25 protein-coding genes are annotated in these 22161 nt (G+C 71.5%); 11 read left to right on the top strand and 14 right to left on the bottom strand.

Features of this window, described 5'->3' with window-relative positions:
• Positions 1 to 8 precede the first annotated feature (8 nt).
• The 3 genes from ACSMXX_RS25630 to ACSMXX_RS25620 are packed head-to-tail and all read left to right on the top strand — an operon-like array spanning position 9 to position 3555.
• Positions 9 to 749, top strand: a complete 741-nt coding sequence (locus ACSMXX_RS25630; protein ID WP_473181045.1) for a succinate dehydrogenase — start codon at positions 9 to 11, stop codon at positions 747 to 749.
• Between the two features lie 5 nt (positions 750 to 754).
• Positions 755 to 2812, top strand: coding sequence for a fumarate reductase/succinate dehydrogenase flavoprotein subunit (locus tag ACSMXX_RS25625; RefSeq protein ID WP_473181044.1), 2058 nt, complete (start codon positions 755 to 757; stop codon positions 2810 to 2812).
• Entirely contained in the window at positions 2809 to 3555 is a 747-nt protein-coding gene (locus ACSMXX_RS25620) for a succinate dehydrogenase/fumarate reductase iron-sulfur subunit (RefSeq protein WP_473181043.1), read from the top strand. Before ACSMXX_RS25625 ends, ACSMXX_RS25620 begins: the two co-directional genes overlap by 4 nt.
• A 51-nt stretch (positions 3556 to 3606) precedes the next feature.
• Here ACSMXX_RS25620 and ACSMXX_RS25615 read toward each other — a convergent pair whose 3' ends face one another.
• From ACSMXX_RS25615 to ACSMXX_RS25605, 3 genes are read right to left on the bottom strand one after another with little or no spacing between them, the layout of a single operon-like run.
• Positions 3607 to 4197, bottom strand: coding sequence for a nitrile hydratase subunit alpha (locus ACSMXX_RS25615; protein ID WP_473181042.1), 591 nt, complete (start codon positions 4195 to 4197; stop codon positions 3607 to 3609).
• On the bottom strand, positions 4194 to 4493 hold the full coding sequence (locus ACSMXX_RS25610) for an SH3-like domain-containing protein (protein WP_473181041.1): 300 nt from the start codon (positions 4491 to 4493) through the stop codon (positions 4194 to 4196). The genes ACSMXX_RS25615 and ACSMXX_RS25610 overlap by 4 nt, the downstream gene beginning before the upstream one ends.
• On the bottom strand, positions 4486 to 4755 hold the full coding sequence (locus tag ACSMXX_RS25605; RefSeq protein ID WP_473181040.1) for a hypothetical protein: 270 nt from the start codon (positions 4753 to 4755) through the stop codon (positions 4486 to 4488). Before ACSMXX_RS25605 ends, ACSMXX_RS25610 begins: the two co-directional genes overlap by 8 nt.
• Positions 4756 to 5192: 437 nt before the next feature.
• On the opposite strand from ACSMXX_RS25605, the gene ACSMXX_RS25600 reads away from it, so the two are divergent.
• From ACSMXX_RS25600 to ACSMXX_RS25580, 5 genes are read left to right on the top strand one after another with little or no spacing between them, the layout of a single operon-like run.
• Positions 5193 to 6569 (top strand): ATP-binding protein, encoded by a 1377-nt coding sequence (locus tag ACSMXX_RS25600; protein ID WP_473181039.1) that lies wholly within the window; start codon positions 5193 to 5195, stop codon positions 6567 to 6569.
• Positions 6566 to 6970 (top strand): roadblock/LC7 domain-containing protein, encoded by a 405-nt coding sequence (locus ACSMXX_RS25595; protein WP_070012028.1) that lies wholly within the window; start codon positions 6566 to 6568, stop codon positions 6968 to 6970. The genes ACSMXX_RS25600 and ACSMXX_RS25595 overlap by 4 nt, the downstream gene beginning before the upstream one ends.
• 23 nt (positions 6971 to 6993) lie before the next feature.
• Positions 6994 to 7362 carry a DUF742 domain-containing protein gene (locus ACSMXX_RS25590; RefSeq protein WP_473181038.1) on the top strand — a complete coding sequence of 123 codons (369 nt, stop codon included), beginning with the start codon at positions 6994 to 6996 and terminating at the stop codon, positions 7360 to 7362.
• The gene (locus tag ACSMXX_RS25585; RefSeq protein WP_473181037.1) at positions 7343 to 7936 is read left to right on the top strand and encodes a GTP-binding protein; all 594 of its coding nucleotides are present in this window, start codon (positions 7343 to 7345) and stop codon (positions 7934 to 7936) included. The genes ACSMXX_RS25590 and ACSMXX_RS25585 overlap by 20 nt, the downstream gene beginning before the upstream one ends.
• Positions 7933 to 9441 (top strand): cytochrome P450 family protein, encoded by a 1509-nt coding sequence (locus tag ACSMXX_RS25580; protein ID WP_473181036.1) that lies wholly within the window; start codon positions 7933 to 7935, stop codon positions 9439 to 9441. The genes ACSMXX_RS25585 and ACSMXX_RS25580 overlap by 4 nt, the downstream gene beginning before the upstream one ends.
• Positions 9442 to 9513: 72 nt before the next feature.
• Here ACSMXX_RS25580 and hisF read toward each other — a convergent pair whose 3' ends face one another.
• The 8 genes from hisF to hisD all read right to left on the bottom strand — a co-directional run bounded on the left by hisF (position 9514) and on the right by hisD (position 15564).
• Positions 9514 to 10365 carry an imidazole glycerol phosphate synthase subunit HisF gene (gene hisF, locus ACSMXX_RS25575; protein ID WP_473181035.1) on the bottom strand — a complete coding sequence of 284 codons (852 nt, stop codon included), beginning with the start codon at positions 10363 to 10365 and terminating at the stop codon, positions 9514 to 9516.
• A gap of 82 nt (positions 10366 to 10447) precedes the next feature.
• A complete protein-coding gene (locus ACSMXX_RS25570) occupies positions 10448 to 10867 on the bottom strand; it encodes a RidA family protein (protein WP_473181034.1) in 420 nt (139 codons plus the stop codon).
• Positions 10864 to 11592 carry a bifunctional 1-(5-phosphoribosyl)-5-((5-phosphoribosylamino)methylideneamino)imidazole-4-carboxamide isomerase/phosphoribosylanthranilate isomerase PriA gene (gene priA, locus ACSMXX_RS25565; protein WP_473184966.1) on the bottom strand — a complete coding sequence of 243 codons (729 nt, stop codon included), beginning with the start codon at positions 11590 to 11592 and terminating at the stop codon, positions 10864 to 10866. Before priA ends, ACSMXX_RS25570 begins: the two co-directional genes overlap by 4 nt.
• 124 nt (positions 11593 to 11716) lie before the next feature.
• Positions 11717 to 12385 carry an imidazole glycerol phosphate synthase subunit HisH gene (hisH, locus tag ACSMXX_RS25560; protein ID WP_473181033.1) on the bottom strand — a complete coding sequence of 223 codons (669 nt, stop codon included), beginning with the start codon at positions 12383 to 12385 and terminating at the stop codon, positions 11717 to 11719.
• Positions 12382 to 12546 (bottom strand): hypothetical protein, encoded by a 165-nt coding sequence (locus ACSMXX_RS25555; protein WP_473181032.1) that lies wholly within the window; start codon positions 12544 to 12546, stop codon positions 12382 to 12384. Before ACSMXX_RS25555 ends, hisH begins: the two co-directional genes overlap by 4 nt.
• Positions 12543 to 13133, bottom strand: coding sequence for an imidazoleglycerol-phosphate dehydratase HisB (hisB, locus tag ACSMXX_RS25550; RefSeq protein ID WP_197354928.1), 591 nt, complete (start codon positions 13131 to 13133; stop codon positions 12543 to 12545). Before hisB ends, ACSMXX_RS25555 begins: the two co-directional genes overlap by 4 nt.
• A gap of 2 nt (positions 13134 to 13135) precedes the next feature.
• Entirely contained in the window at positions 13136 to 14239 is a 1104-nt protein-coding gene (locus ACSMXX_RS25545) for a histidinol-phosphate transaminase (protein ID WP_473181031.1), read from the bottom strand.
• A complete protein-coding gene (gene hisD / locus ACSMXX_RS25540; RefSeq protein ID WP_473181030.1) occupies positions 14236 to 15564 on the bottom strand; it encodes a histidinol dehydrogenase in 1329 nt (442 codons plus the stop codon). The genes ACSMXX_RS25545 and hisD overlap by 4 nt, the downstream gene beginning before the upstream one ends.
• A 215-nt stretch (positions 15565 to 15779) precedes the next feature.
• Between hisD and ACSMXX_RS25535 the strand changes: the two genes are divergently transcribed.
• The 3 genes from ACSMXX_RS25535 (at position 15780) to ybaK (ending at position 18967) form a co-directional block, all read left to right on the top strand.
• Positions 15780 to 17396 (top strand): oxidoreductase, encoded by a 1617-nt coding sequence (locus tag ACSMXX_RS25535; RefSeq protein WP_473181029.1) that lies wholly within the window; start codon positions 15780 to 15782, stop codon positions 17394 to 17396.
• Between the two features lie 86 nt (positions 17397 to 17482).
• Entirely contained in the window at positions 17483 to 18340 is an 858-nt protein-coding gene (locus ACSMXX_RS25530) for an LON peptidase substrate-binding domain-containing protein (protein WP_473181028.1), read from the top strand.
• 105 nt (positions 18341 to 18445) lie between these two features.
• The gene (ybaK, locus tag ACSMXX_RS25525) at positions 18446 to 18967 is read left to right on the top strand and encodes a Cys-tRNA(Pro) deacylase (RefSeq protein WP_473181027.1); all 522 of its coding nucleotides are present in this window, start codon (positions 18446 to 18448) and stop codon (positions 18965 to 18967) included.
• 57 nt (positions 18968 to 19024) lie between these two features.
• On the opposite strand, the gene ACSMXX_RS25520 is transcribed toward ybaK, so the two are convergent.
• The 3 genes from ACSMXX_RS25520 to ACSMXX_RS25510 all read right to left on the bottom strand — a co-directional run bounded on the left by ACSMXX_RS25520 (position 19025) and on the right by ACSMXX_RS25510 (position 22029).
• Positions 19025 to 19933: a hypothetical protein gene (locus ACSMXX_RS25520; RefSeq protein ID WP_473181026.1), complete on the bottom strand. Its 909-nt coding sequence runs from the start codon at positions 19931 to 19933 to the stop codon at positions 19025 to 19027.
• Positions 19934 to 20056: 123 nt separating this feature from the next.
• The gene (locus tag ACSMXX_RS25515; protein WP_473184965.1) at positions 20057 to 20860 is read right to left on the bottom strand and encodes an ABC transporter permease; all 804 of its coding nucleotides are present in this window, start codon (positions 20858 to 20860) and stop codon (positions 20057 to 20059) included.
• A 155-nt stretch (positions 20861 to 21015) separates the two neighbouring features.
• A complete protein-coding gene (locus tag ACSMXX_RS25510; protein ID WP_473184964.1) occupies positions 21016 to 22029 on the bottom strand; it encodes an ABC transporter ATP-binding protein in 1014 nt (337 codons plus the stop codon).
• Positions 22030 to 22161: the final 132 nt, after the last annotated feature.

Raw genomic sequence — 22161 nt, 5'->3', positions numbered from 1 at the left:
CGGTTGTCATGGCACAAGCGACAGGGACCAGCCCGGGGGCGCGGAGCACCGGCGGCAGCCGAGGGGGACGGGCGTCGACGGCGCTCGGGCTGGTGTGGGGATCGACCATCGGCAAGAAGTCCGTGATGGCGGTCAGCGGCCTGATCATGCTGATGTACCTGGTCGTGCACATGCTCGGCAATCTCAAGATCTTCTTCGGGGCCGCCGAATTCGACGGCTACGCGCACTGGCTGCGCACCATCGGTGAGCCGCTGCTGCACCAGGGGTGGTTCCTGTGGATCGTCCGCCTGGTGCTGGTGGCGGCCCTCGTCGCGCATGTCGTGGCTGCCTGGCAGCTCAGCCGGCGCGATCTCGCGGCGCGCCCCGAGTCGTACGTGCACAAGCGGCGCCGCGCGAGCTACGCGACCCGCACGATGCGCTGGGGCGGGGTCGTCCTCGGCCTGTTCGTCGTCTGGCATCTGCTCGACCTGACCACGCTGACCGTCAACGAACACGCCGCGCCCGGACACCCGTACGCGAACGTGGTGGCGACCTTCTCCACCTGGTATGGCAACGCCGTCTACATCGTGGCGATGCTCGCGCTGGGCCTGCACATCCGGCACGGGTTCTGGAGCGCCGCCCAGACGCTGGGAGCGGGCCGGGCACGCCGCGACCGGACGCTGAAGGCCGCGGCGAACGGGCTGGCGCTGCTGCTGACGATCGGCTTCATCTCCGTGCCCGTGGGCGTCATGACCGGATTGGTGGGCTGACCGACATGACCGGTACGAACAGCGCGAGCATCGCAAGCAGCTCATTCGACCGCCCCAGCCCGGGCCGCCACGACCCCGGCCACCACGACCCGGGCCGTCACGACCCCGGTCTCGGCCACCTCGGCTACGCCGACTACCGCACAGGAGAACCGCTCTCCGACACCAGGGCGCCCTCCGGCCCGATCGCGGACCGCTGGGACACCCGCCGCTTCGCCGCGAGGCTGGTCAACCCTGCCAACCGGCGCAAGTACACGGTCATCGTGGTCGGCACCGGTCTCGCGGGCGGCTCCGCGGGCGCGACACTGGCCGAACAGGGCTACCACGTCGTGCAGTTCTGCAATCAGGACTCGCCGCGCCGCGCGCACTCCGTCGCCGCGCAGGGCGGCATCAACGCCGCGAAGAACTACCGCAACGACGGCGACTCGACCCGGCGGCTCTTCTACGACACCGTCAAGGGCGGCGACTTCCGTGCCCGGGAGTCCAACGTGCACCGGCTGGCGCAGATCTCCGCCGAGATCATCGACCAGTGCGTGGCCCAGGGGGTGCCCTTCGCACGCGAGTACAGCGGGCTGCTCGACACCCGCTCGTTCGGCGGCGTGCAGGTCTCCCGTACGTTCTACGCCCGCGGCCAGACCGGGCAGCAGCTGCTGCTCGGGGCCTACCAGGCGCTCTCCCGGCAGATCGCCAACGGCAACGTGGAGATGCATCCGCGCACTGAGATGCTCGACCTCGTCGTGATCGACGGCCGCGCCCGCGGCATCGTGGTCCGCGACCTGGTCACCGGCAGCCTCGACACGTACTTCGGCGACGCCGTGGTGCTGGCGACCGGCGGCTACGGCAATGTCTTCCACCTCTCCACCAACGCGAAGAACTCCAACGCCACGGCGATCTGGCGCGCGCACCGGCGCGGCGCGTACTTCGCCAACCCCTGCTTCACGCAGATCCATCCGACCTGCATCCCGCGTTCCGGCGATCATCAGTCCAAACTGACGCTGATGAGCGAGTCGTTGCGCAACGACGGCCGCATCTGGGTGCCGGCGGCGCGCGGCGACACCCGCCCGCCCGAGCGGATCCCGCCGGAGGAGCGGGACTACTTCCTGGAGCGGACCTACCCCGCCTTCGGCAATCTCGTGCCTCGCGACATCGCCTCCCGGGCGGCCAAGAACGTCTGCGACGAGGGCCGGGGCGTCGGCCCCGGCGGCCAGGGCGTCTACCTCGACTTCGCCGACGCCGTCGCCCGCATGGGACGCGCGGCCGTCGAGGAGAGGTACGGCAACCTCTTCGAGATGTACGAACGGATCACCGCCGACGACCCGTACACGACGCCCATGCGGATCTATCCCGCCATCCACTACACGATGGGCGGCCTCTGGGTCGACTACGACCTGCAGACCACCGTCCCCGGCCTGTTCGCGATCGGCGAGGCCAACTTCTCCGACCACGGCGCCAACCGGCTAGGCGCCTCCGCCCTGATGCAGGGTCTCGCGGACGGCTACTTCGTGCTGCCCGCGACCCTGGGCGACTACCTGGCGCGGCACCCGCACGACGAGGTGCCCGCAGGCCACCCCGCCACGGCCGAAGCGGTCGCCGGCGTCTCCGCGCGCCTCGACGCGCTGCTGGCCGTGGGCGGCGACCGCAGCCCCGAGTCCTTCCACAAGGAGCTGGGCCGGCTCCTCTGGGACGAGTGCGGCATGGCCCGTACGGACGCCGGGCTGCGCAAGGCGCTGGAGCGCATCCCGTCGCTGCGCGAGGAGTTCTGGCGCCGCGTCCGCGTGCCGGGCACCGGCGAGCAGCTCAACCAGTCCCTGGAAAAGGCGAACCGGGTATCGGACCACCTCGAACTCGCCGAGCTGATGTGCCTGGACGCCCTGCACCGCACCGAGTCCTGCGGCGGCCACTTCCGCGAGGAGAGCCAGACCCCTGGCGGCGAGGCCCGTCGCGACGACGAGGAGTTCGGCTACGCCGCCGCCTGGGAGCACACCGGCACCGGCACCGCGCCGGTGCTGCACAAGGAACACCTGGACTTCGAGTACGCACATCCCACTCAGCGGAGCTACGCATGAGGTTCACGCTCAACATCTGGCGCCAGGAGGGACCCGGCTCCCCCGGCGGAATGCGCACGTACCACGTGGACGGCGTCTCGCCCGGGATGTCGTTCCTGGAGATGCTCGACACCCTCAACGAGGAGCTGACCCTCAGCGGTGCGGAGCCGGTCGCATTCGACCACGACTGCCGTGAAGGCATCTGCGGCGCCTGCGGCATGGTCATCAACGGCCAGGCGCACGGGCCGGAGCGCACCACCGCCTGCCAGCTGCACATGCGGCAGTTCGCGGACGGCGACACCATCGACATCGAACCCTGGCGTGCCGCGGCCTTCCCGGTGGTGAAGGATCTTGTGGTGGACCGCGGAGCCATGGACCGGATCATGGGCGCGGGCGGCTACATCAGCGCGCAGACGGGCTCCGCTCCCGACGCTCATGCCACACCCGTACCGAAACCCGCGGCCGACCGAGCCTTCGAGCACGCCGAATGCATCGGCTGCGGCGCCTGCGTGGCCGCCTGCCCGAACGGCTCGGCGATGCTGTTCACCTCCGCCAAGGTCAACCACCTGGCGGCGCTGCCGCAGGGCGCACCCGAACGGGAGTCGAGGGTGCTGGAGATGGTGGAGCGGATGGACGACGAAGGCTTCGGCGGCTGCACGCTGGCAGGTGAGTGCGCGACGGCCTGCCCGAAGGGCATCCCGCTGTTCTCGATCTCGGCGATGAACCGGGAGTATCTGCGGGCGGCGCGCGGCAGAACCCGTTGACGCGCAGCAGCACCCGTCGACCCGCAGGCGCCGGGCCCGCGGCGGCGGAACTCAGACCGCGGCCGTGCCGATCAGGCCTTCGCGGGTGACGAGGGCAGCGAGCTGCTCCTCGGTCGACTCCTCGGTGCCCGGCGGGCGTTGAGGAAGCACCATGTAGCGGCTCTCCGCGCTGGAGTCCCACACCGTGACTTCCTGCCCGTCCGGGATGTCGAGCCCGAACCCGGCCAGCACGGCGCGGGGTTCGCGCACCACGCGCGACCGGTACGCCTCGCTCTTGTACCAGGAGGGCGAAGGACCGAGGAGCGCCACCGGATAGCACGAACACAGCGTGCACACCAGCACGTTGTGACGCTCCGCGGTGTTGGCGACGACTTTAAGACGCTGCTCCTGCAGACCGCCCGCCATGGAGAGACCGACCTCGGGCAGGGCGGCGTTCGCGTCTTCGAGCAGCCGCTCGCGGAAGCCGGCGTCCGTCCATGCACGGGCGGCGACGCGGGCCCCGTTGAGCGGTGAGGCGTTGCGCAGTACGGCGCCGAGGATGGCGTCGAGTTCGTCGTCCGTCACACGCCCGGCGGCGACGAGCCGCTCCTCCAGACGGCGCACGCGCGCCGCGACCGGGTTGCCGGTGTGCGTTCCGCTCACGATGCGGCCTCCTCGGAAGGCTCCAGATACGACTGCCACAGGTCCAGCGTCACCTCGTGATCGCCCTCGCCCCACAGGTCGCGGGCGGCGAAGGCCACCGTGTACACGGGTTCGACACGCGGCTCGGCGCGGCCCCGGGCGACATCGTCGGCGAGCGGCCAGCTTCCGGTGACGGCGAGGATCCGTCCCGTGCGGCCGCGTGCATAGCGCGGCAGCCGCGTGTGCCCGTCCGGGTCGACGGCGCGGGTACGGACCGGGTCGCCGGGGGCGAAGAGCGCTGACGCGGGCTCACTCATCGCTTCCCACGCCGCGTTCCGCGGTGAGCTCTTCGATCGCGTGGAGCCAGCGTTCGTAGTACGAGGCCGCCAAGTACTCCTGCGGCGGCATGCGTTCGATGGCGTCCCGGAATTCGTCGAGGGTGTAGACGCCGCGCCGTACCAGCGCGGTGTTCAGCGCGTAGACCCGTGCCTCCCAGTCCGCGTGGAAGACCGGCTCGTTCTCCTCCCGCACGACGGGGCCGAAGCCCGTCTGCCCGCCGACGTCGTTCACCCTGCTCATGCGCCGCAGCCTATGCGCCCCGGCGGGGCGCCGGGAACCGCCCGGGGATGTCCCGGCGCGCCCTGCCGTGTGCCTGCTGCCTGACGCCGACGTACGGGAGACGGTGCGGGCGGCTCCTTTCAACATCCCCGTTGCCTTGAGCATCGAATTCGGCGCCGGCTCGACGGGGCCGAATTTCGCGCGGTTTTGTCGGGCTGGTCGAGAACGTAGTCCGGCGATGGAAAAGACCGGTGAGCGCACGAGGCGTCATATGTCCGGCCAGGTCCGTCACTAGGAGCGGTACGGTGCAATCCCCAGGTCAAGTTCTCCTGCCAACTGTCTTGAATTCAAAGACTGCTGACGTATCTTGACTTACCACCCTTGCCCTCCTGCGGACCGGCTCGTGACGTGCTTGCCCCGTCTCCCGACCGGCGAACTCGCTCCTGCTTGAGGATCTGATGATGCGCATCTCGGACGTAGCGATCTGGCTCGCGCCGTTCCTGGCGGTGGCCGCCGCCGTGGCCGTCGGCGCGGCAATCCGGCACCGCAGGAACGCCGCCCGGAGTGCGGAGCGGGCTCAGGCCCTCGAAAAACACGTCCGCATGCTCGAACAGGAGACGCTGTACCTCGTGCAGCAGCGCCTCAAGGCAATGGCGGAGGCCCAATGGCGGGGACCGCGCTCAGGCGTCCCTGGCCCCTTGTACGAATCCCTTGCCGGTACGGAGTTCGCAGAGGCCCACGACTCCTTGCTGGAGATGTTCAGCCACGCGACGGAGCGAGCCGAGCAGGGTGCCGAAGGACTGCTGCTGGCCGTCGCCAGGAAGCTTCAAGGGCTGGCGAACGGGCAGCAGTTGAAGATCAACGAAATGACGGGGCGGCACGACGACTCCGTCTTCCTCGAAGACCTGATGCAGCTCGACCACACGAACGCCCAGATCCTGCGCCGTGCGGTCGGCATGGCGGTGGTCTGCCGGGCATGGCCGGGCCGTCAGCACAACGCGACACCGCTCCACGACATCGTCCGCGGCGCCATCGGGCGAATACTGGACTACAAGCGCGTCCACATCGTCCGGATCGAGGACACCCGGGCCGTGACGGGCCGTGTGGTCGAACCGCTGGTCATGACGATCGCCGAGCTGCTGGAGAACGCAACCCGCTCCTCGCACCCGCAGACCCCCGTACAAGTGCACGTCCAACTCACCCACAGCGGGCTGGCGTTCGTGATCGAGGACGCCGGAGTGGGCCTGAACGCGGCGGAGCAGGAGAAGGCCACGCGGCTGCTGAACGACGACTCCCTGAGCATCGCGAAGCTGGGAGACCCCCCGCGCTTCGGGCTCGCCGCCTGCGGTGCGCTGGCCCGGCGCTACGGATTCACGGTCTCCGTCGACACCGCCTCGGCGTTCGGCGGGGTGCGCGCGGTGGTCAATCTTCCCAGGACCCTGCTGACGGACCCCGTACGGCCCTCCGCCGCGCCGGCCGCGTCGGCGCCTCCCCGCGAGACGGTCCCGGACCAGGCCCCGGACAGGGCCGCGGACAAACCGCAGGAACCTGCTCTGGAGACCGTCCCGGAGACTGCCGCGCCCACCCGCGACGACGAACCCACCCACGACGACGAACCCGCGGCACCCCTCACGACCACCGCCAACGGGCTGCCCAAGCGGACCCGGAAGCAGGCCGCCCCGAGCGCCGGCCCGGCCGGGCAGCCACTCCCGGCTCCGAGGCCGGCCGCGGAGCGCACACCCCGCGAAGCGGCGGCATCGATCGGTGCGTTCCAGCGAGCAGGCAAGGCGGCCGACCGCCTCCGTCCGTCCACTGAAGGGACCCCCGAGTCATGAACCAGAACCGGGACGCATGGATGCTCAACCAGGTGCTGGACCAGCCCGAGGTCCACGACGCGATCCTCATCACCGCCGACGGCCTGGTGAAGGCGTTCTCCCCGGGGCTGGACCAGGACCAGGCCGACAGCATCGCCGCCGCTCTCGCGGGTGTTCAGTCCACCAGCAGTGCGACCGCGATGTTCTGCCGCGCCCCGGCCGACTCGTGGCGGCAGAGCATGGTCGAGTTCGACGGCGGATTCGTCGTCACCATCCGCGCGCACGACTCGACGTTCCTGTCCGTTGCGACCTCCGGGGCCGCGGACGTGGGGCAGGTCGCGTACCGGATGCACGAGGTCGTGGCCCAGCTCGGACGGGAGATGGGCACCGGACTCCGCGAGGACGTCGGCAGCAGCACATGACGCACCGACACAGGCATGACCTGGTGAGATCGTTCGTGCTGACCGGCGGGCGCGCCCAGCCCACCGGGACCGCCGACGAGCTGGACGTGATCACGATGGTCACCGCGGTGCCGGGTCGGCCCCGGACCGGACTGCAGCCCGAACATCTGCGGGCGATCGACCTGTGCCGCGGCGGCTATCTGACCGTCATCGAGGTCGCCGGGCATCTCGGGCAGCCGCTCACCATCACCCGCATCCTGCTCGGCGATCTGATCGACTCCGGTCTGCTGTCGGTCAAGAGGGACCAGAGCGATCAGACGGGTTCCGGGAGCGGGCAGGCCGCCGGCACGCCCACGGGCCCCGACCATCTGCGAACCCTGGAGAGGATGCTGCATGGGCTCCAGGCTCTCTGACGGCGTCTATGTCCGCGACAGCGTGCAGATCACTGCCAAGCTCATGGTCGTGGGCCCGTTCGGCGTCGGAAAGACGACCCTCATCGGAGCGGTCAGCGAGATCGAGCCGCTGCGCACCGAGGAACTCATGACGCAGAACGGCGCCGGGGTGGACGACCTGACGGGAGTGCCGGACAAGCACTCCACCACCGTGGCCCTCGACTTCGGCCGGCTCACGCTCGCCGAGGACCTCGCGCTGTACCTGTTCGGCACGCCGGGCCAGCAGCGCTTCACACATATCTGGGAAGACCTCTCCCGCGGCGCCTACGGGGCCCTCGTGCTCGCCGACTCCCGGTCCCTGGACCAGTCGTTCGAGGCCCTGAGCCTGGTGGAGAAGAGCGGGCTGCCGCACATCGTCGCCCTCAACACCTTCCCCGGCACCCCGGACTACCCCGACGCCGAACTCCGCGAAGCCTTCGATCTCGATCCCGGTACACCGCTGATCACATGTGACGCACGGGACCGACCGTCCGCGAAGGCCGCACTGATCGCGCTCGTCCAGCACCTGTACGCCGGCCACCAGGAGTCGTCGTGACCTCCTCGCCCCTTTTCGAAACGGACGCAGCGGCGTCCGGCTGCCCCGCTCACCGGAGCCCTGCCGCGTCCACGGCAGGACTGCCGAAGCTGTACGACGACGACTTCGCCGCGGATCCCAACGCCCTCTACGAGCGCCTGCGTTCACAGGGCGGCCCCGCGCAGTGGGTGGAGCTGGCGCCCGGTGTCGCGTCCATCCTCGTCACCGGCTACCAGGCGGCTCTGGAAGTGCTCCGCAGCCCCTACTTCAGCAAGGACGCCAACCGCTGGAAGGCGCTGGCAGACGGAAGCGTGCCCAGCGACAGCCCGATCCTTCCCATCATGGGGCCGCGCAAGAGCCTGTGGTTCGCGGACGGACAGGACCATCTGCGGCTGCGGACCCCGGTCGACCGCGCTCTGGGCGGGATCGACCCCCACCAGCTGCGGGCCTGCGTCCAGCGCAGCGCGACCCTGCTGATCGACGAGTTCGCCTCCGACGGCACAGCCGACCTCGTCTCCCAGTACGCGGCACGGATCCCGGTCATGGTCCTCACCCAGCTCTTCGGCTGCCCCGACCATCTCAACGGCCGCATCTCCACCGCGTTCCTGCAGATGGTCAACGCCGTCGAACCGGCCGCGGCCCAGGAAGGCGTCCAGGACCTGGTGGCATGCCTGACCGAACTGATCGCGATCAAGCACCGGGCTCCCGGCGACGACGTGACGACGCGGCTGCTGCAGCACTCCGCCGACGTCACCCAGGAAGAACTCATCGACCAGCTCGTGGTGATCACCGGAGCGGGCCAGGTGCCCGGCACCGCCTGGATCTCCACCGCCACGATGATGCTCCTCTCCGACGACCGCTTCGCCGGCGATCTGACGGGCGGGAACCTCACCGTCACCGACGCACTCAACGAGGTGCTGTGGCTGCACGCACCGCACTCCAACTACTCGTTCGTGTACGCCATCGAGGACTACGTCCTGCGCGACCCGGACGACGGATCGGAGACCCTCATACCCTCCGGCGTCCCGGTGACGATCAGCCACGCCGCCGCCAACCTGGACCCGGCTCTGCCGACCAGCCAGGAACAACGGGCCGCCAACACCGCGCATCTCGCCTTCAGCGCGGGCCCGCACGCCTGCCCCGCTCAGGACACCGCCGGCGTCATCGCCGAAGTGGCCGTCGACACGCTTCTCGACCGGCTGCCCGAGATGGAGCTCGCCGTTCCCGCCGGCGAACTCACCTGGCGGCCCGGCCCGTTCATCCGCGCACTGACCGCTCTGCCCGTACGGTTCGCCCCGTCACCGGCGACGCGGACCGCGCCGTACGGACCGGGAACGCCGTCCGGATCCGCGACGCCCTCCGAACCGCCGGGCACGGCGCCCGGCCCGGCCGAGGGGAACGCCACCAGGTCCTCACCGCAGACGCCCGGTTCGACGGGGCCGGCGGGGCCGGCGGGGCCGGCGGCTTCCGAGGCCGGGAGCGGACGGCGCCGATGGGGCTTCGCGGCCCGGCGCGGCGGCCGGTGATCCGCCCCGCCGCACCGCGCGGACAGGTCCGGCCCGCTGCGCATACACCGGACGCACGCGTGCGCCCGGCGCTCAGCGCACGGGAGCGCCCGCCTCGCGCAGCGTGTCCTTGACCTGGCCGATCCGCAGATCGCCGAAGTGGAAGACGGACGCGGCCAGCACCGCGTCCGCGCCCGCGGCGACCGCCGCGGGGAAGTGCTCCAGGCGGCCGGCGCCGCCCGAGGCGATGACGGGGACCGACACGTGCCTGCCCACGGCGTCGATCATCTCGGTGTCGTAGCCGTCCTTGGTGCCGTCGGCGTCCATGGAGTTCAGCAGGATCTCCCCCGCGCCCAACTCCGCGGCCCGCTGCGCCCATTCGACCGCGTCGATGCCGGTGCCGCGCCGGCCGCCGTGCGTGGTGACCTCGAAGCCGGACGGCGTGGCCACGCCCGCGGTGTCCGCGTCACCTGCGGGATCCGTCCCGCCATGCCCGGCCCGTACGCCCGGCCCGTCCGCCCCGCCCGGGACAGCACCACGGCAGCGCCGCGCGTCCACCGAGAGCACCAGCACCTGGCTGCCGAAGCGTTCGGCGATCTCCCGGATCAGCTCGGGCCGGGCGATCGCCGCCGTGTTCACGCCGACCTTGTCCGCGCCCGCGCGCAGCAGCCTGTTCACGTCGTCCCCGCTGCGTACACCGCCGCCGACCGTCAGCGGGATGAAGACCTGCTCGGCGGTGCGCCGCACCACGTCGTACGTCGTCTCGCGGTCTGAGGAGGAGGCGGTGATGTCGAGGAAGGTCAGCTCGTCGGCGCCCTCCTCGTCGTAGATCTTGGCCATCTCGACGGGGTCGCCCGCGTCCCGCAGGTTCTTGAAGTTCACGCCTTTGACGACCCGTCCGCCGTCCACGTCCAGGCAGGGAATCACTCGTACGGCCACGGACATGCTGTGCTTGCTCCTTGCGGGGACGGTGCGTCGAAGAGGTACGGCGGCGGCCCGCAGGGGCCGCCGGTGGGCAACGGCCGTGTCACGTACGGCTGTTGCCGCGGAAGGCTTCCAGCTCCACCTCCACCAGGACCCTGGAGTCCACGAAGCCGGAGACGACCACGACGGTGGCGGCGGGAGAGACGTCGCCGAAGATCTCGCGGTGGGCCCGCGCCACGTCCTCAACGTCACGCCCGTGCGTGAGATACATCCGCGTGCGGATCACGGACGACGCGTCGAGCCCGAAGGGCCCGAGAGCCTCCAGGGCGTTGCCGAAGGCCGCTTTCGTCTGCCCGTACGGTGAACCCTCCCCGAGCAGCTTGCCGTCCGACAGCGGCATCGTGCCCGCCACCAGCACCCGGTCGCCCGCCGCGACGGCGCGTGCGAAGCCGATCGTCTCCTCCCAGGTGCTGCCGGAGCGGTCCCGCTGCACGTCGAGGTCACGCCGTTCGGACGGGGTCATGACGACACGGCCTCCAAAGCCTCTTCAAGTGTGAACGCCTCGGCGTAGAGGGCCTTCCCCACGATGGCGCCCTCGACGCCTTCCGGTACCAGCGTGGCGATAGCGCGCAGATCGTCAAGGGAGGAGACGCCGCCGGACGCGACGACGGGACGGTCCGTGACGGCGCAGACGTTGCGCAGCAGTTCGAGGTTGGGGCCCTTGAGGGTGCCGTCCTTGTTGATGTCGGTCACGACGTAGCGGGCGCAGCCCTCCGAGTCGAGCCGGGCGAGCGTCTCGTAGAGGTCGCCGCCGTCGCGCGTCCAGCCGCGGCCGCGCAGCGTCGTACCCCGTACGTCCAGACCCACGGCGATCTTGTCGCCGTGCTCGGCGATGACCTTGGCGACCCACTCGGGGGTCTCCAGCGCCGCCGTGCCCAGGTTGACGCGGCGGCAGCCGGTGGCGAGGGCGGCGGCGAGACTGCCGTCGTCGCGGATGCCGCCGGACAGCTCGACGTCGATGTCCATGGCGCGGGCCACCTCGGCGATGCGCGCGCGGTTGTCACCCGTGCCGAACGCGGCGTCGAGGTCGACCAGGTGCAGCCAACGGGCGCCCGCGCGCTGCCAGTTGAGGGCCGCGTCCAGCGGGTCGCCGTAGGCGGTCTCGGACCCCGACTCGCCGTGCACGAGGCGCACGGCCTGACCGTCGCGTACGTCGACGGCGGGGAGGAGCTCCAGCGTGCGGGCGATGGGGGCGGACTGTCCGGACGGCGCGGACGGAGGCGTGGACGGGGGCGTGGACACAGGCTCTCTCGGCTCTCTGGTGGGGCGGAACGGTGTCGTGGAGAGGTTCACAGGGTCACGGTTCACGGGCTCACAGGGTCGCAGCCCAGTTGGACAGCAGCCGGGCGCCGGCGTCACCGGACTTCTCCGGGTGGAACTGGGTCGCCCACAGCGGGCCGTTCTCCACCGCGGCGACGAACGGCGCACCGTGCTCGGTCCAGCTGACCTTGGGCGGGGTCATCGCCGGGTTCGTGACCGTCAGTTCCCAGTCGTGCACGGCGTAGGAGTGGACGAAGTAGTAGCGGTCGGCGTCCGAGTGCCCGTCGAAGAGGCGTGAACCCTCAGCGGGCGTGACGGTGTTCCAGCCCATGTGGGGCACCGCGTGGTCGGCGTCCGCCTTCAACGGCCCCACCGTGCCTGGCCATTCGCCCATGCCTTCGGCCTCGACGCCGTGCTCGATGCCGCGCGAGAAGAGGATCTGCATGCCTACGCAGATGCCCAGTACAGGACGCCCGCCCGCGAGCCGTCGCTCGATGATCCAGTCGCCGCGGGCCGCACGAAGTCCCTCCATGCAGGCCGCGAACGCGCCGACACCGGGCACCAGCAGCCCGTCGGCCGCCATGGCCGCGTCGTAGTCGCGGGTGATCTCCACGTCCGCGCCCGTGCGTGCGATGGCGCGCTCGGCCGAACGCACGTTGCCGAAGCCGTAGTCGAAGACGACGACCTTCTTGCCCTGCGCCCTCTCGCTCTGCGTGCTCACGTCCACACCTCCAGCCGCAGGATCCCGGCGAGCAGCGCGAGCCCGGAGCCCGTGCCGAGCACCGCGACCACGCCCTTGGGCAGCTTCTGCTTCCAGAAGGAGACTGCACCGCCGAGCAGGAAGAGACCGACGAAGATGAGAAGCGCCGACAGACCCGTCACAGCGCGCCCTTCGTCGACGGGATGCCGCTCTGCCGCGGGTCGATCTCGCTCGCGTAGCGCAGCGCCCGTGCCAGCGCCTTGAACTGGCACTCCACGATGTGGTGCGCGTTGCGCCCGTACGGCACGTGTACGTGCAGCGCGACCTGCGCCTGCGCCACGAAGGACTCCAGGATGTGCCGCGTCATCGTCGTGTCGTATTCGCCGATCATCGGCGCCATGCCCTCGGGCTCGCTGTGCACGAGGTACGGGCGCCCCGACAGGTCGACCGTCACCTGAGCCAGCGACTCGTCCAGCGGTACGGACGCGTTCGCGAAGCGCACGATGCCGCTCTTGTCGCCGAGGGCCTGCTTGAAGGCCGCGCCGAGCGCGAGCGAGGTGTCCTCGATGGTGTGGTGGCTGTCGATGTGCAGATCGCCCTCGGTCTTGACCGACAGGTCGAAGAGGCCGTGGCGGCCGAGCTGGTCGAGCATGTGGTCGTAGAAGCCGACGCCCGTGGAGATGTCGGCCTTGCCGGTGCCGTCGAGATTGATCTCGACGAGGACCGAGGTCTCCTTGGTGCTGCGCTCAACGCGGCCCACACGAGCCAGAGTCATCGGGTCTCCTTTGTCACTGCACGTACCGCGTCGAGGAACGCGTCGTTCTCTTCGGGCGTGCCCGCGGTCGCCCGCAGCCGGCCCGGCACTCCGTTGTCGCGTACGAGCACGCCGTGCTCCAGCAGGGCGCGCCACGTCGCGTGCGCGTCGTCGAAGACCCCGAACTGGACGAAGTTCGCGTCGGATTCGGTGACTTCGAGGCCGAGGGCGCGCAGCTCCCGCACCAGCCGGTCCCGCTCGTCCTTGAGCCGCTCGACGTATCCGAGCAGCGTATCGGTGTGTTCGAGGGCGGCCAGCGCGGTGGCCTGCGTGACCGCCGAGAGGTGGTACGGCAGCCGGACCAGCTGCACTGCGTCCACGACGGCCGGGTCCGCGGCGAGATAGCCGAGCCGCAGCCCCGCCGCCCCGAACGCCTTCGACATCGTACGGCTGACGACGAGGTTCGGGCGGCCCTCGATCAGCGGCAGCAGCGACGGGCGGTGCGAGAACTCGCCGTACGCCTCGTCCACGACCACCATCGACGGGCCGGCCGCCTGCGCCGCCTCGTACAGCTCGGTCACGGTCTCGCGGTCGACGGCCGTGCCCGTGGGGTTGTTCGGGGAGCAGACGAAGACGACCTCGGGGCGGTGCTCCGCGATGGCGCGCACCGCGGCACCGGTGTCGATGGTGAAGTCCTCGCGGCGCGGCCCGGACAGCCAGCCGGTGCCGGTGCCGCGGGAGATGAGGCCGTGCATCGAGTACGAGGGCTCGAACCCGATGGCGGTGCGGCCCGGCCCGCCGAAGGTCTGCAGCACCTGCTGGATGACCTCGTTCGACCCGTTGGCCGCCCAGACCTGGTCCCGGGAGACCTCGAAGCCGGCGGTACGGGTCAGATAGGCGGCCAGAGCGGTGCGCAGCTCGACGGCGTCCCGGTCCGGGTAGCGGTTGAGCGTTCGGGCGGCGTCGGTCACGCGCTCCGCGATGCGCTGCACCAGCGCCTCGGGCAGCGGGTACGGGTTCTCGTTCGTGTTGAGCCGCACGGGCACGTCGAGCTGCGGGGCGCCGTACGGGGTCTTTCCGCGCAACTCGTCCCGGACGGGGAGCTGTTCGATGCCGGTCACTTGCTCTGCGGCACCTTTCCGTTCTCGAACCTGGCCTTGACCGCCGTCCCGTGTGCGGGCAGGTCCTCGGCCTCCGCGAGCGTGACGACGTGGTGCGTGACGTCCGCGAGGGCGTCGCGCGAGTAGTCCACGACGTGGATGCCGCGGAGGAAGGACTGCACGGACAGGCCGGAGGAGTGGCAGGCACAACCGCCCGTCGGCAGCACGTGGTTGGAGCCGGCGCAGTAGTCACCGAGCGAGACGGGGGCGTACGGCCCGACGAAGACCGCTCCCGCGTTGCGCACCCGGGAGGCCCACTCCGCCGCGTCGGCGGTCTGGATCTCCAGGTGCTCCGCCGCGTAGGCGTTGACGACCGCGAGGCCGTCCTCCAGGGAGTCGACGAGCACGATGCCCGACTGCCGTCCGGCCAGCGCCTCGCTGATCCGCTCGCGGTGCCGGGCGACGGCGACCTGCTCCTTCAGCTCGCCCTCGACCGCCTCGGCCAGCTCTGCGGACGGGGTGACCAGCACCGCCGCCGCGACCGTGTCGTGCTCGGCCTGGCTGACCAGGTCGGCGGCGACGTGCACCGGGTCGGCCGTGTCGTCGGCGAGTACGGCGATCTCGGTGGGCCCTGCCTCGGAGTCGATGCCGATACGGCCTTTGAGCAGGCGCTTCGCGGCGGCGACGTAGATGTTGCCCGGGCCGGTCACCATCTGCGCCGGCCGGCACTCGCCGGTGCCGTAGGCGAACATCGCGACGGCCTGCGCGCCGCCCGCCGCATACACCTCGTACACACCCAGCAGCGCGCAGGCGGCCAGGACCGTCGGGTGCGGCAGGCCGCCGGACTCGGGCTGCGGCGGGGAGGTGACGGCGAGGGAGCCGACCCCGGCCTCCTGCGCGGGCACGACGTTCATCACGACCGACGACGGGTAGACAGCCCGGCCGCCCGGCACATACAGCCCGACCCGCTCGACCGGCACCCAGCGCTCGGTGACCGTGCCGCCGGGCACGACGCTCACCGTCGAATCGTTGCGCCGCTGCTCGCGGTGGACGATGCGGGCGCGGCGCACCGACTCCTCCAGTGCCGCCCGTACGTCCGGGTCCAGCTCGGCCAGCGCCTGGTCCAGGGCCTCCCGCGGGACGCGGACGCGCTCCAGCGTGACGCCGTCGAACCGCTGCGCGTACTCGAGGAGCGCCGCGGTGCCGCGATGCCGGACGTCGTCACAGATCGGCCGCACCTTCTCCAGGGCGGCCTCGACGTCGAGCTCGGCGCGGGGCAGCAGATCACGGTCGATCCCGCCGTCAGCGGAGACGGCGGAACCGCGCAGGTCGATTCGGGAGATCACGGCTCCAGTCTCTCAGACGGCGTCCGCCCACCGGTCGCGCGTATCAGTGAGTGATACTCACCCCGGCAGACGATCGTCGCCTCTGGCGTTCATACGGTCACTCAGCGGGAAAGAAGCGGACGGACGCCGGGCGCAGCCCGCCCGGCGAGGCCAGACCGAGGGCAGCCCGAGGGCACGACCGGCCCCGCGGCAGAGGAAGAGGGGGATGTGGACCGGTGAGCGAGCCGCTGGAATCGAGGGAACCGCCGTCCTGGCTGACGAGGGCGGAGTGGGGCATGTGGCAGGCCTTCCTCAACGGCAGCGATTACGACCTGCGCAGCGGCGAAGCGGAACTCGACGACCCCAACGGCGACCACGACTGGGGGCCGGAGCGCACCGTGCGCGCCCGTGTCATCGCTCTGCTTCTGCTGCACGGCCCGCCGCCGCTGCTGGGGCGGGTGGCCTCGCTGCACATCTCCGGGGCGAGGATCACGGACGTGCTCGATCTCTCGGGCGGCGTCATCGAGCCGTACTTCGAGCTGCGGCAGTGCCGCTTCGAGCGGGAGGTGCGGATATCGGAGGCGCGGATTCACACCGCCCGTCTCGTCGACTGCTACATACCGCGCCTGGAGGCCGCCCGGCTGAGCACCGACGGCGATCTGCACCTGCCGCGCTGCTCGATACCCGAGGGCATCAAACTCACCGACGCCTCCATCGGCACCGACCTGATGCTCAACGAGGCGACGGTCGGCAGCGGCCGCCGCATACGCGCGATCGCCGCGGACGGCATCACCGTCTCCCAGGAGCTGCAGGCGAGCCTGCTGGTCACCGACGGCGAGGTGAGTCTGCGCGGGGCGACGATCGGCAGCTCGCTCCACATGTTCGGGTCGGTGCTGCGCAACACCAAGGGCCGCTACGCCCTGCACGCCCCGCAGATGACCGTCGAGCACGTCGCCAGCTTCGCCGACGCCAACCGGGGCCGCTCCTCACAGCTCCAGGGCAGCACCACACCGGCGGACGGAACTCCGGTCCCCTTCATCTCGGAGGGCGGCGGCCGCTGGCGTACGAAGCACTTCGAGTGCACGGGCGGAGTGGTGCTGGACGACGGCCGGTTCAACTCCTCGCTCGTCATCGAGAACGCCCGCTTCGAGCTCAAGCGGGACCAGGAGCTGTCCCTTCGCCGCATCCAGACGCCCGAGTTGAACTTCACGCCGCGCGCTCCCGAGCGCGGCCTGATCGTGCTCTCCGGTGCCACCGTCGAGAAGCTGCTGGACCGCGTGGGCAGCTGGCCAAGGGACCAGCGGCTGTGGATGGCGGGCTTCACCTACCAGCAGGCCATCCCCAAGGAGGGCCACTTCAACGTCCGCGAACGGCTGCGGTGGCTGGCGGCGGCCACACCTGAGTATTCGCCGCTGCCGTACGAGCAGTTGGCGCTGATGTACCGCAACAGCGGCGAGGACACCAACGCCCGCGCGGTGCTGCTGGCCAAGCAGCGGCGCCGCCGGGAGACGCTTCCGCTGGTGGGCAAGGTCTGGGGCTACTTACAGGACTGGACGGTCGCCTACGGATACCGCCCGGCACAGGCCGCGCTGTGGATGGCGATGCTGTGGGCGGCGAGTGCCATGTATTTCCGGGCGTATCCGCCGGACCCGCTCAAGGACGGTGAGTCGCCGCACTGGAACGCCACGCTGTACGCGCTCGACCTGCTGCTTCCCGTCATCAGCCTGGGACAGGACAACGCGTGGGATCCCAAGGACTGCCACCAGTGGGTGGCGGCCGGCCTGATCCTGCTGGGCTGGATCCTCGCCACGACCGTCGCGACGGGCGCCACGCGGCTGCTTCGCCGTCAGTGAACCGCCGGACGCTCTCCTGCCGGGAGCAGCACTCGTGATCGACCGGACGCACCCGGCACGCCCTGAAGGCTTTAGGCTTACTCGTTGTGACAGCCGCGCTTCCGCTCTTCCCGCTCAACTCGGTGCTGTTCCCCGGCCTGGTGCTGCCGCTGAACATCTTCGAGCAGCGTTACCGCGCGCTGATGCGGGACCTGCTGAAGATCCCCGAGGACACGCCCCGCCGCTTCGGTGTCGTCGCCATCCGCGACGGCCGGGAGACCGCGCAGACGTTCAAGGGCCTGCCGGACAGCGCACCGCCGCACGGCGCCGAGCCGACCGCCGGCTTCGGGCCCGACCTGATGGCGTCCTTCTACTCCGTCGGCTGCATCGCCGACGCCTCGACGATCCGCGAACGCACGGGCGCGGCAGGCGGGATCACGCCGGGCGGCCCGGGCGCGACGGGAACGCCAGGCGGGTCGGGCGGCACGGGGGCCGGCACCGACGACGCGTCGGTGGAGGAGGACGAGGCGTCCGCGGACGGTCCGGGCTACGAGGTCCTCGCCACCGGCACCACGCGCTTCCGGCTGCACTCCGTGGACGCGAGCGGCCCGTATCTCATGGGCGAGATCGAGGAGTTGCCGGAGGAGGAGGGCGACGGGGCCGGGGCGCTCGCCTCGGGGGTGCTGCGTGCCTTCCGCGGCTACCAGAAGCGGCTCGCGAGCGCCCGGGAGAGGACGCTGGCCGCCGGGCAGGAGCTGCCCGACGACCCGTCGGTGGTCTCGTACCTCGTCGCGGCCGCGACGATCCTGGACACCCCCACGAAGCAGCGTCTGCTTCAGGCTCCTGACACGGCGACACGGCTCGCGGACGAGCTGAAGCTCCTCCGCCGGGAGACGGCCGTGATCGGGAAGCTGCCCTCGCTCCCGGCGGCGGATCTCACGCGCGATCCGACGAACCCGAACTGAGCAGGCGTCAGGCAGCGCCGGACGACGGCGCGCCGGACGCCACGGGTACGGGCGCGCGCACAGCGGACGGCAGGCAGGCAGCAGGACAGCAGGCAGGGCAGCGCGATGGCGAAGAAGAAGCAGCGGCAACAGCGGCAACAGCAGGCGGCCACTCCGGCGACGCTCGCCGCCGCACGCGCGGGCGTGGACTTCTCCACGCACTCCTACGAGCACGACCCGTCCGCCGCCTCCTACGGCGCGGAGGCCGCCGAAGCTCTGGGCATCGCTCCCGAGCGGGTCTTCAAGACCCTCGTGGCCGAGGTCGACGGCGCGATGACGGTCGCGATCGTGCCGGTCTCCGCCTCGCTCGACCTGAAGGCCCTGGCGTCGGCGGCGGGCGGCAAGCGTGCGGTGATGGCCGACCCTCAGTCCGTCGAACGCAGTACGGGCTATGTGCTCGGCGGAATCTCACCGCTGGGACAGCGCAGGCGCCTGCCCACCGTGCTCGACACCTCCGCCCACGCGCACGCCACCGTCTGCGTCTCCGCGGGCCGCCGCGGTCTGGAGATCGAACTCGCGCCCGGCGACCTCGCCGGCCTCACCGGCGCGGCAAGCGCGGCCATCGCCCGTACGAGTGACACGTCCTGAGCACCCCGGTCGGCTGTGCACCGGGTCGGCCGACCCGGCGGCCGCAGCCGCCGACGCTCACCAGTGCTGTGGAGCCCCGCCGTCCTTGGGCGGCAGCGGCGGCGGCACGGGTTCCGGATCGCGGTGCCCGAAGACCGCCATGAGCGCCAGGTGCGTACCGAGCGCGAAGAACGGCCAGACCACCAGCGTGCCCATGGCCTGCAGCTTCAGCGGCCCGTCGAAGGTCTTGTTCGCGCCGGCCGCCTTCGCTGACGCGGCCAGATCACTGCCCGGGCCCAGCCAGACCCCGAGCTGCCAGGCCAGTACGGAACCGAGCAGCGCCCCCACCGCGAGCCCGACGACGATGCCGATTCCGCCGCCTCGGCTGCGCAGGAACGCCACTACGCCCGTCACCACGCCGAATCCGACGGCCAGCAGCACGAACGTGCCGTCCGCCCCGATCGCCTCCTCGCCCTCCGGGTCCTTGAGGAAGACGCCGTCGTCGACGCTGACGAGCGGGACGCGCGGCGCCAGCCACAGCCACAGCAGCCCGAGCCCCACTCCGAGCACGAGCACGGCGAGCGCCCACAGGGCGCCGGTCCGGACCTCACTGCGCACGTCGGTGCCCGGCTCGTCCGGAGCGTCCGGGGCACCCGGTTCGTCCGGGTCGTCCAGGCCGTCGGGATGGGCCGGGCCCTGGGCTCCGTAAGCCGGGTATGCCGGGTAAGCGGGGTAGGCGGGGTACGAACCGGGGTGGCCGTACGCGTCGGAGGCCTCGTGTTCGTTGCCGTAGGACCCGGCGGAGCCGTGACCCCCGGACTCGCCGGAAGCACCGTACGGCGCACCGGAGTGATCGCCGCCCGCGGGATCGCCGCGCCGGTGCGAGCCCGGCCGTCCGCCGCCGTGCCGGCCGCCGCGGCCGAGGTACGGGCGGGAGGAGCGACGCGAGTGGTCGGGGTCGGGTGAGGAAGGCGTTGGTGCGGTCACGACGCCATCGTGCCAGTCCCGGGCACCAGTTCGGGCGGCGGGCGGCAGATGGCTGTGTGCGGTACGGGCCGCGCGTACGGGCGTTGCCTCCCGGCGCCCGCTCGGTTTCCGCTCAGTGCCTGCTCAGCGGACCGCGGCCCGCCGGTACGCCCATGTCGCCAGCGCCAGCGACACCACGCCCACGGCAGCGCAGACGCCCAGGTCCAGCGCCACGTGCCCCCAGTCGGGCCGCGTCTGGAAGGCACGGGCCAGCGCCTCGACCCCGTACGTCGAAGGCAGCAGGTCCCGCAGCAGACCCACCGGCTGCGGCAGGTGCCCACCCGGCAGTACGCCCAGCAGCAGCGCGGCGGACATGCCCAGCTGGCCGCAGAGCGTGGCGATCTCGGGCTTGGGCGCGAGGAGCCCCAGCGCCGCACCGAGTCCGGCCAGAGCGGCGCCCGCCAGCGGGACGACGGCGACGAGCACCCACAGCCCGCTCAGCGGCAGCTGGTACAGGACGCCGCCCGTGACAGCGGTGACGAGGACGCCCGGCACCGTGAAGGACGCGTACGCTCCCGCGGCGCCCAGCACGACGGCGGCGGCGGGCACCGGAAGCGTCGCATAGTGGTCGAGGCCCCCTCCGGCTCGCAGCTGTCCGAAGTACTGGGCCAGCAGATTCAGCGCCACGAACGCGACGACGAGCACGGCGGAACCGGCGACCACGGCCCGCGACTCGGCGCCGCCGTCGACGACCCCCCTCATCAGAACCATGATCCCGAGCGACTGGAACGTCGCCACGAACAGCAGCGGGATGCGGGCGACGCGTGCACGCGAGAGCTGCGCGCGGTAGACGGCCGCCAGCGCGGGCCAGAGGCGTGCGCGGGGCGCGAGAGGAGCCGGGGCCCCGGCGGCGGCAGCGGCTGCCGCATCCGTTGCCGCCGTTGCCATATCCGTTGCCGCGTCCGCCAACGCGGCCGGCACGCCCCGGCCGCCCTGGGGGCGGTCGTCGCCGCTCTGCGCGCTCTCTCCGGTGCCGTTCTTTCCGGCCTCTGCGGCCTGCACGCCCTGCGCCCCTTGCGCCGCCTGCGCCGAAGCGACCGTACTCATACCTTCACCAGACCTTCCCCGCTGCCGCCCAGCGCGAGATACACGTCCTCGAGACTGGGCGTCGCCAGCGAGAAGTCGTCGAGCGCCGCGAACGCCCTGCCGGCGGTGACGGCGTCGACCGCCGCGCGGGCCTCCTCGGGTGCCAGGCGCAGCGTCCACCTGCGTCCCGAGACGGTCGCGTGCCGGGCCAGGCCGGCGACCTGCGGCACATCGAGGGGCGCGCGGTCGCGCCAGACCAGGTCCAGCCGAACGTCCCCGCCGACCATGGCCTTCAGGCCTCCGGGGGTGTCGCAGGCGATGACGCGGCCGCGGTCCAGGACCGCCACCCGGTCGAGCACCGTCTCGGCCTCCATGACGTTGTGCGTCACCAGCACCACCGTCGCGCCGCGCTCGGCGCGCCTGCGTTCGAGGGCCGACCAGACAGCGCGCCGCGCGACCGGGTCCATGCCGGTCGTCGGCTCGTCCAGTACGAGCAGTGGCCGCTCCCCCACCAGCGCCGACGCGACGCACGCCAGCCGCCGCTGCCCGCCCGAGAGCTTCCTCAGCGGACGGCCCGCGAGGGCGGTCAGGCCCAGCTCGTCCAGCACGTCGTCGCGCTCGCGGCGCGCAGCCGCGGCGTCCAGGCCGCGCAGCCGCCCGGTCGTCTCCGCGGCAAGGGCGACGGTCAGTTCGTCGAGAGCGCCGGATTCCTGGCCGAGGTAGGCGAGGATCCGCGCGGCACGCTCCGGATGCCGGACCAGATCGTGCCCGAGGACCTCGACCGTGCCGGAGTCGGGCCGCATCAGGCCGGTGAGCTGCCGCACGACCGTGGACTTGCCGGCTCCGTTCGGGCCGAGCAGTCCGAAGATCTCGCCCTGCCGCACGTCGAGGGTGACTCCGTCGCACGCCCGTACGCCCGCCGCACCCGGCACATCGGTGCTCCGGGGAGCGCCGCGCAGGAAGCTCAGGGCCGGTCCGGGGCGCCGGCGTCCGCTCGCCGGGTACGTCTTGACCAGGCCGGCTATGCGCACAGCGGCCCGCGTCGGCGTCCGTACGCTCTCCGCCGTCTGCTGCCGTGTGCCGGTTCCCACGAGCGACGAGCCTACGCTCCGGCGCCGGCGCTGTTTCCGGAAGGGTCGTTCCGGGACGGATACGGGGCTTCC

The sequence above is a fragment of the Streptomyces sp. DSM 116795 genome (assembly GCF_055792905.1).
Note: the sequence above shows the minus strand (reverse complement) of the source record. Positions and strands in the feature narration are given on the sequence as shown.

Coding starts and splice junctions, on each gene's coding strand:
- ACSMXX_RS25630 (WP_473181045.1), top strand. CDS start 9: ATGGCACAAGCGACAGGGACCAGCCCGGGGGCGCGGAGCACCGGCGGC.
- ACSMXX_RS25625 (WP_473181044.1), top strand. CDS start 755: ATGACCGGTACGAACAGCGCGAGCATCGCAAGCAGCTCATTCGACCGC.
- ACSMXX_RS25585 (WP_473181037.1), top strand. CDS start 7,343: ATGGGCTCCAGGCTCTCTGACGGCGTCTATGTCCGCGACAGCGTGCAG.
- hisF (WP_473181035.1), bottom strand. CDS start 10,365: ATGTCCGTGGCCGTACGAGTGATTCCCTGCCTGGACGTGGACGGCGGA.
- ACSMXX_RS25600 (WP_473181039.1), top strand. CDS start 5,193: ATGATGCGCATCTCGGACGTAGCGATCTGGCTCGCGCCGTTCCTGGCG.
- ACSMXX_RS25595 (WP_070012028.1), top strand. CDS start 6,566: ATGAACCAGAACCGGGACGCATGGATGCTCAACCAGGTGCTGGACCAG.
- ACSMXX_RS25570 (WP_473181034.1), bottom strand. CDS start 10,867: ATGACCCCGTCCGAACGGCGTGACCTCGACGTGCAGCGGGACCGCTCC.
- ybaK (WP_473181027.1), top strand. CDS start 18,446: ATGGCGAAGAAGAAGCAGCGGCAACAGCGGCAACAGCAGGCGGCCACT.
- ACSMXX_RS25620 (WP_473181043.1), top strand. CDS start 2,809: ATGAGGTTCACGCTCAACATCTGGCGCCAGGAGGGACCCGGCTCCCCC.
- ACSMXX_RS25610 (WP_473181041.1), bottom strand. CDS start 4,493: ATGAGTGAGCCCGCGTCAGCGCTCTTCGCCCCCGGCGACCCGGTCCGT.
- ACSMXX_RS25605 (WP_473181040.1), bottom strand. CDS start 4,755: ATGAGCAGGGTGAACGACGTCGGCGGGCAGACGGGCTTCGGCCCCGTC.
- ACSMXX_RS25515 (WP_473184965.1), bottom strand. CDS start 20,860: ATGGCAACGGCGGCAACGGATGCGGCAGCCGCTGCCGCCGCCGGGGCC.